The 7,827-nt window shown below is 47.3% G+C and carries 7 protein-coding genes; 4 read left to right on the top strand and 3 right to left on the bottom strand.

Annotated elements, in window-relative coordinates; genetic code table 11:
* Positions 1 to 138: 138 nt before the first annotated feature.
* Complete coding sequence (locus LN893_RS19925; protein ID WP_229973133.1) at positions 139 to 897, bottom strand: acyl-[acyl-carrier-protein] thioesterase; 759 nt, start codon at positions 895 to 897, stop codon at positions 139 to 141.
* Positions 898 to 1,076: 179 nt separating this feature from the next.
* The gene (locus LN893_RS19920) at positions 1,077 to 3,257 is read right to left on the bottom strand and encodes a prolyl oligopeptidase family serine peptidase (protein ID WP_229973131.1); all 2,181 of its coding nucleotides are present in this window, start codon (positions 3,255 to 3,257) and stop codon (positions 1,077 to 1,079) included.
* Between the two features lie 291 nt (positions 3,258 to 3,548).
* Here LN893_RS19920 and LN893_RS19915 point away from each other — a divergent pair, with 291 nt between their 5' ends.
* Positions 3,549 to 4,205: a 2OG-Fe(II) oxygenase gene (locus LN893_RS19915; protein ID WP_229973128.1), complete on the top strand. Its 657-nt coding sequence runs from the start codon at positions 3,549 to 3,551 to the stop codon at positions 4,203 to 4,205.
* A gap of 156 nt (positions 4,206 to 4,361) precedes the next feature.
* On the opposite strand, the gene LN893_RS19910 is transcribed toward LN893_RS19915, so the two are convergent.
* The gene (locus LN893_RS19910) at positions 4,362 to 5,363 is read right to left on the bottom strand and encodes a sugar phosphate nucleotidyltransferase (RefSeq protein WP_229973125.1); all 1,002 of its coding nucleotides are present in this window, start codon (positions 5,361 to 5,363) and stop codon (positions 4,362 to 4,364) included.
* A 320-nt stretch (positions 5,364 to 5,683) separates the two neighbouring features.
* On the opposite strand from LN893_RS19910, the gene LN893_RS19905 reads away from it, so the two are divergent.
* From LN893_RS19905 to LN893_RS19895, 3 genes are all read left to right on the top strand, one after another.
* The gene (locus LN893_RS19905; RefSeq protein ID WP_229973123.1) at positions 5,684 to 6,262 is read left to right on the top strand and encodes a LemA family protein; all 579 of its coding nucleotides are present in this window, start codon (positions 5,684 to 5,686) and stop codon (positions 6,260 to 6,262) included.
* 102 nt (positions 6,263 to 6,364) lie between these two features.
* On the top strand, positions 6,365 to 6,802 hold the full coding sequence (locus tag LN893_RS19900; RefSeq protein WP_229973121.1) for a TPM domain-containing protein: 438 nt from the start codon (positions 6,365 to 6,367) through the stop codon (positions 6,800 to 6,802).
* A gap of 9 nt (positions 6,803 to 6,811) precedes the next feature.
* Entirely contained in the window at positions 6,812 to 7,591 is a 780-nt protein-coding gene (locus LN893_RS19895) for a TPM domain-containing protein (protein WP_229973120.1), read from the top strand.
* The last annotated feature ends 236 nt before the right edge of the window (positions 7,592 to 7,827 follow it).

Raw genomic sequence — 7,827 nt, 5'->3', positions numbered from 1 at the left:
ATTTATTCCTACATCATACATTCTAAACCACAACCAAATTAGAGAGTTAGAGAGTAATTAGTAATTCCCCTTTTTAAAGGGATTGGGGTGAGTTACCGTATCAACCGTTTTTAGAAAAGCTATAGCAAATAATTCCTGTTAAGTTGCTGCTCTACTTTGCCAGGTTGATTTTGCCTGTACCAATTCTTTGGCTGTAGTGGTACTGCTCAGGCGGTGCAGAAACACAGTTTCGTCCTCCGTTGCTTCTCCTGCAGCTGAAAGTATAGTGTCAATGAAACCGCTTTCTGCACGAAAGATAATATCCATCTCTTTTAGCTCTTGTTGCTCTAGCAGCTCTACAGGCAAGGCCTCCAAGGCCCATTGCAGATAACGGGTATTGGTAACGTGGCGGTTCATGTCAATATCGTGCCAGCGCACAGGCATTTGCTGCTCATGCCTCACCTCCTGCAGCACAGGCAGCTTGCCTTTGGCAAACGGCAGGGGTTCTTTGCCAGGGGCAATTTCTACAGCAGATATAAATTCTGGTACTGATACCATTTGGCGCTTCACTACATCCATTACCAGCCACACACTTGTCGCCTGCCCCAGCAACTCTCCTTCTGAACTATAAATCCTGAAATCGCGGTGCAGGAAAACCCGTTCTCTGCCCGAGGCCCATGTTTCTATTGTTACACTGTCGCGATGCTTGGGGTAGCGGAACATCTCCAGGCGCAAACGCTGCAACACCCACGTCAGCCCCTGCTCCAACAGGTCGTACAAAGAGATACCGAGGGTGGCGGTGTTGTCCCAAGCGGCTTCCTGCAGGTAACTCACCAGCGCTGGCACCGTCGCCTGCCCATGCAGATCCACCTCACTCGACTTCACGATAAACTCGCTTTTTCCTCCTACAGATTTCATAGTTAAAGGTTCTGGTTGCCCTGCAAAGGTAAACATTTTGCCTGCCGCCGCCATGCCACCAGCTAGAATCTAGGCTTGAACAGATTTATACTGTACTTACTCTCACAGTTGATAAACGAAAAAACCGTGCCTCCTGAAGCAGGCGGCACAGCTAGAGCAAAAGTTAATTTATGCTTTGTTTATTGGTTCTGATATGGGTTAATGCCCATGTTCTGATAAATGAAAGCCCACGTATCGGCATATTCCTGAATAACCAAAGAAGTAGGTTTACCCGCTCCATGGCCAGCACGAACATCAACTCTGATTAGGTATGGATTACCTGGTGCGCCTTTAGCCTGCAGTTCGGAAATAAACTTGAACGAGTGTGCAGGCACTACACGGTCGTCGTGGTCGGCGGTTTTAACTAAGGTGGCGGGATACTTTACACCTTCTTTAATGTTGTGCAGCGGCGAGAATGCGTACAGGTTTTTGAACTGCTCCTCATTTTCTGAAGAGCCATACTCTGGTACCCAAGCCCATCCGATGGTAAAGGTATGGAAGCGCAGCATGTCCATTACGCCCACGGCAGGTATCGCTACTTTTGCCAGTTCTGGCCGTTGCGTCATAAAGGCACCTACCATTAAACCACCGTTAGAGCCACCCGACACCGCCAGACGCTCATTAGAAGTGTAGCCTTCTTTAATCAGGTACTCGGCAGCTGCTATAAAGTCGTCGAACACGTTCTGCTTGTTAGGGGTCATACCAGCTTTGTGCCACTCCTCGCCGTACTCGCCGCCGCCACGCAGGTTCGGCAAAGCATACACGCCCCCGTTCTCCAGCCAAAGCATGTTGGCAATACTAAAGCCTGGCGTCATAGATACATTAAAGCCACCGTAGGCATAGAGGTAGGTTGGGTTCTGGCCATTTAACTGCAGGCCTTTCTTGTGCACGATAAACATGGGCACTTTCGTACCGTCTTTCGAAGTATAAAACACCTGTTTCGTTTCGTAAGCATCGGTATCTACATTTACTTCGGTTTTGCGGAACAGCGTTACTTTGTTATTCGGCACGTCGTAGCGGTAAATAGTGGCGGGGTAGGTAAAAGAGGTAAAGGTAAAGAACACCTCCTTATCATCTTTGTCTCCATCAAAACCACCTACCGTACCAATGGTTGGCAGCTCCACTTTGTTCAGCTCTTTGCCTTTCGTATCGAAAACCACTACCTCGCTGGCGGCATCTTTCATGTACGAGGCAATAATTCGGTTGCTCACCAAAGAGGCTCCCGTCATCACATTCTCCGATTCTGGAATCACCACCTGCCAATTCTGCTCTTCAGGCTTTTTCGGGTCGATAAGAACAAGACGATAGCGCGGTGCATTCTTGTTTGTGTGCACCAGCAGCTTATCTCCCACATTATCCACCACACTGTACTCCGATTCAAAGTTGGTTACGATCGGTTTTATACTTGCTTTTGGATCAGTTAGGTCCTTATAGTAAAAAGCATTGGCTCCGCTGGCACCTTCCGAAGCATACAGCACCAGGAAACGCTCATCGTCGGTGGTGCTGCCGTAGAAGTTGCGTAGCGCATGCTCCTTATCCTCGTACACCAGTTGGTCCTGGCTTTGCGATGTACCTACTTTGTGATAGTATACTTTGTGGTACTCATTTTTATTTGCCAGTTTGTTTCCTTCGGTGGGCGCATCGTAGCGGCTGTAGAAGAACCCATCTTTGTACCAGGAGGCTCCCGAGAATTTTACCCAGTCAATCTGGTCGTCCAGCTTTTTGCCTGTGGCCACGTCCATTACATAGTAAGTATTCCAGTCGGAACCGCCGCTGGAGGTGCCATAAGCTGCATACTTCGCATCTTTCGAAAAAGCCAGAGAGGTTAAGGCAACCGTGCCGTCTTCAGAGAATTTGTTCGGGTCCAGAAACACCTTTGGCTCTGCCTCCAGGCTCTCCTGTACATAGAGCACGCTCTGGTTTTGCAATCCGTCATTCTTATAGAAGTAGTACTTGCCGCCTTTCTTAAAAGGTGCACCATACTTCGGGTAATTCCAGATTTGCGTTAAGCGGTCTTTTATCTTATCGCGAAATGGAATGCTGCTTAGGTAAGCCTGCGTTACTTTGTTTTCCTCCGCAATCCACTGGTCCAGTTGCTCATCATGCGTTTCCTGCCAGCGATACGGGTCGGCTACTTTTGTCCCGAAGTAATCGTCTATATGGTCTACTTTTTTGGTGTCGGGGTAGTTTAAAGCTGTTGTGGTTTGTGATTGTGTGTTTTCTGTATTCATGCCTGTGGCTGTCGTGTCTGTTTGTGTTGATTTGCAGGCGGAAGCTGCTATAAAGCTTCCAGCAAGCAAAAGTGTAGTTGTCTTTTTCATAAAGCTACGCCTCCTGTTGAGTTTACGTTTTGTAATCTGACCATCTAAGATAACTATAAAATCTGTTTTTAGGCAGCTGCAGCACAACCTGCCACACATCATTATGCCATGCCGCCCTATACTTATGCCGCTCCAGGCGTATAGTATAAACAACCTTAAACGGTGCACAGCCGCAACCTAAAAATAATTACGACCAACAGCCGCTACCGCCACTTGTGTGTTAGCGCTTTGTTCGTACATTTAGCGGCTTTTTTAGAAGAATGAAAAGAAGCGTTAGCAAGAGGGAAGATCATGTTAGAGGAGTTAAAAGAACAGGAGCAATTAGAAAAATTTGAGCTGCTAGCCGATAGACTGTCAGAAGACGGCTATGCGGTAATAGATAATTTTATAAGTATACAGCAAGTGCGGGACCTGCTGGAGGTGCTGAACCACCACCAGGAGCAGGGCACTTTTAAAAAAGCAGGCATCGGAACTGCCGATCAGTTTCAGGTAGACAAGCAGGTGCGTGGTGACTATATTCGCTGGATTGAGCCGTCTCAGGCTCTGCCGCCCACTCGTGTGTTCCTAAACCGTATGGACGAGTTGATGCGCTACATTAACCGCACCTGCTATCTGGGGCTAAAAGATTATGAATTCCATTTTACGGTTTACCCGCCTGGCACCATTTACCAGCGCCACATCGACCAGTTCCAGATAAACGACCATCGTCAGCTGTCGTGTATTTTGTACCTGAACGAGGATTGGCTACCTGAACACGGCGGTAAACTGCGCTTATACCTACCCAAAGAAGACGGTTCTGAAGAAGAAATAGATGTGCTGCCTGTAGCTGGCCGCTTGGCGTGCTTCCGCAGCAACCTGTTGCCGCACGAAGTGCTGCCTGCCACCCGCCACCGCTACAGCCTTACAGGCTGGCTAAAAGATCAGCTAAACGAATTGCCGTTTCTTTAATAGACAAAAGACGTAAGACTCAGGACATAAGACCTTGATTTTTGAACTGGTGCAGAGAGTCCTTGAGAGTCTCCAGATTCATGTGAAACCATGAAGGGAAAAGGTGCGCAGCTTTTTGTCCTGCGTCCCATGTCTTACGTCTTTTGTCTCTAAAAACTACTGCCCGAAATCAATCTCCGTACTGTCGCCGATGTTCAGCGTATGGCTAAAGGCTTTAAACGACGAGTCGCTGCCGATGATGGAATCTTGCATCACGGCGAACTTCAACTCTGAGTACGAGCCAATAATAGAGTTGCTGATAATAGAATTCTCGATGTTTGTATTGTCACCGATGGCTACATGTGGGCCGATGATGGAGTTATAAATAGCACAGTCTTTACCGATGCTGACAGGCGGGATAATAATACAGCCACGGAACTGCGCCGTATAATCGTGCTCTTTAAACTCAGGGCGATTCAGCAATCTGGCATTCGCCTCCAGCAGCGTTTCCTTTCGGCCACAGTCAAACCATTGGTCTACATCCCAAGTAACCATTTTAGCGCCGTTCCGGATCATGTGCATCAGGGCATCTGTCAGGTGGTATTCATTTTGCGTGCGAATGTCTTCCTGAATAATATACTCCAGCGACTCCACCAGCTTTTTAGGCTCCACAATTTTGTAAAGGCCTACTAGTGCAAAGTTCGACTTGGGTATTTTAGGCTTCTCCACCACCTTCACAACAAATTCGTCGGCACCCATTTCTGTTACACCGAAAAGCGATGGCTTCGACACCTTTTTAACTCCCAACACAGAGTGAGGCGCTTTTATAACCTCCTGTAAATTTGTCTCCACAATAGCATCGCCCAGCATAATCAGCACGCTCTCTTCCTCCTCAAAAGTATGGCGGGCAACCCAAATGGCATGGCCCAGGCCTTCGCGGGGCTCCTGCACCACAAACTCTACCTTTACCTGCGGATAGTTTTGCCGCACATAATTTTCGATTTTCTCACCCAGGTAACCAATAACAAACACGAAGTCGGTGATACCAGCTTGGAGCAGCTTCTCGATGATGTGTCCAAGTATAGTATTATCTGCCACTGGCACCAAAGATTTGGGCTGCGTGTGCGTGTGAGGCCGAAGCCTGGAACCGACACCTGCTACAGGTATAACTACTTTCATATACTACACTTTTTATGCAAGATATCCATTATTCAACTGAATTTATAATTATAGGTTTAATTGAATGGTGAAAAAGAAATATTTCAGCCGCTACTCTACAAAACTTTTAATTCTATAAGTAACTGATTTTTATACCATCAGCAGCAAGTTATTTTTACAGATCAATTCTCATCTCATAGCCAGCGCTAAATAAATAAAACATACCCTTTTTCTAATTTTAGCACGCTTCAATTCGTTATCTAAACGATGGTTCATTAATTTCGTACAGATATCGCTACTAGACACAACAACACATTTATAAAAAACACCTACTTAACTATATGAAAAAGCTTTTGTTTTACCTGATCGGATTTGTGGTTCTTGCTTCCCAATCTTCCTGCGGCTATAATACCATGGTGCAGAAAGACGAACAAGTAGAGGCGCAATGGGCAAACGTGCAGAACGCTTACCAGACCCGGGCCGACCTGATCCCCAACCTTGTAAACACCGTAAAGGGTGCTGCCGATTTTGAGCAGGAAACTCTAACACAGGTAATTGAAGCTCGTTCGAGAGCCACAAGCATAAACCTGAGTGGCGACGACCTTACACCAGAAAATATAGAACGCTTTCAGCAGGCGCAGTCACAATTGGGCGGTGCTCTTAGTAGGCTACTCGTTAGCGTAGAACAATACCCGCAGCTAAGGGCAAATCAGAACTTTTTAGAGTTACAGGCCCAGCTAGAAGGCACCGAGCGGCGCATAAATGTAGAACGGCGAAGATTTAACGAGGCCGTACAGGATTATAACACCACCGTTCGCTCTTTTCCGAACAACTTGATGGCAGGTATTTACGGCTTTGAACGGAAAGGCCATTTCGAGGCAGATCCTGATGCCCAGCGAGCCCCTACAGTGCAGTTCTAATTGTTCTTTGTTAACCGTTGACAGCTTTAGAGCGGCGTAAGCTGTAAGCTGTCAACGGCTTCACCACCTAACAATAAACAACTAACAAACAGCAACCAACCTATGGCCAAAGACGCTTTAACAGACGCAGACGAACAGAAGATTTTAGCTGCTATAAAAGAGGCAGAGCAAAATACCTCTGGCGAAATACGCGTGCACCTGGAAAATTACTGCGAAGGTGACATGCTAGATAGAGCCACCGAAGTATTTGCTGAACTGCACATGCACCTGACCAAGCAACGTAACGGTGTGCTGTTTTACGTTGCCATAAAGGATCATAAGTTTGCTGTATTAGGTGATGCAGGAATAAATGCTATTGTACCCGATCACTTCTGGGAAGACATAACTGCTGAAGTAATAAAGCACTTTAAGCAGAAACAATACGGCGAAGGCCTGGCAAAAGGCATTATCATGGCAGGCGAACAACTTAAAGCCCACTTCCCCTACGACGACAAAGGCGACATCAACGAACTGAGCGACGATATCTCGTTCGGAGATTAACAACAACCTATGAAGCACTACGCACTCCTTTTATACTTTACTTTTCTTTCTGTTTTTGCCCTGGCACAGAACAGCGACTTTCCACCGCGCCCTAACCCGCCACGCCTTGTAAACGACCTGGCCAACATACTTAGCGCAGAAGAAGAAGCTGCCCTGGAGCAGAAATTAGTAAACTATAACGACACAACTTCCACGCAAATAACTATCGTTACCCTCACCTCTATAGGCGATTATAATGTAGGTGATTATGCGACAGAGTTAGGGCAGCGATGGGGCGTAGGCGGCGGCGAAAACGATAACGGCCTTGTTATATTGGTGGCAATGCAAGAACGCAAGGTATTCATAGCCACGGGTTATGGCATGGAACATCTTGTACCCGATGCCATTGCCAAACGCATTACCGAACGCACGCTAAAGCCGCGTTTTAAACAAGAGCAGTACTACCAAGGGCTGAATGAAGCCGTTAACCTGATTATAAGCCTGGCCAGCGGCGAGTACCAGGCCGATCCGCAGGCAGCACAGGGCGAAGGAGGCGGAGGTCCATCCATGATTTTCATTATCATCATTGTCATGCTTATCGTTTTCCTCTTCTCCAGGAGAGGAGGAGGCGGAGGCGGCAGAGGTGGTAGGCGCTATGCCCGTACTTTTGGTGGCCCTGTTATCATTCCAGGTGGCTTCGGCACATTCCGTTCGGGCGGTGGCATGTTCGGCGGCGGTGGAGGCGGAGGCGGCTTCGGAGGCTTTGGCGGCGGCGGCTTTGGTGGTGGTGGAGCTGGTAGTAGTTGGTAAAACCACGTTTCTAAGCAACTAAATTATGAGCAGAACGAGCTAGTTACAAGACTATCTTATTCCGCTTATGCTTAATATAAAGCAACAGCCCCTGAATCTGCACATTGGTAGATTCAGGGGCTGTTGCTGTTACTATCAATCTCGTACATGAGGAGAGCGAGGTACAGCCGCAGCTTTGCTCATGTGCTGTATGGCGGGGAGTGTAATTTAAACTGTGTCATTTCCATATTTCAATT

Source organism: Pontibacter harenae (assembly GCF_020907245.1).
GTDB lineage: Bacteria > Bacteroidota > Bacteroidia > Cytophagales > Hymenobacteraceae > Pontibacter > Pontibacter harenae.
The sequence above is the reverse complement of the archived record's forward strand: the minus strand, read 5'-3'. Positions and strand labels throughout refer to the sequence as shown.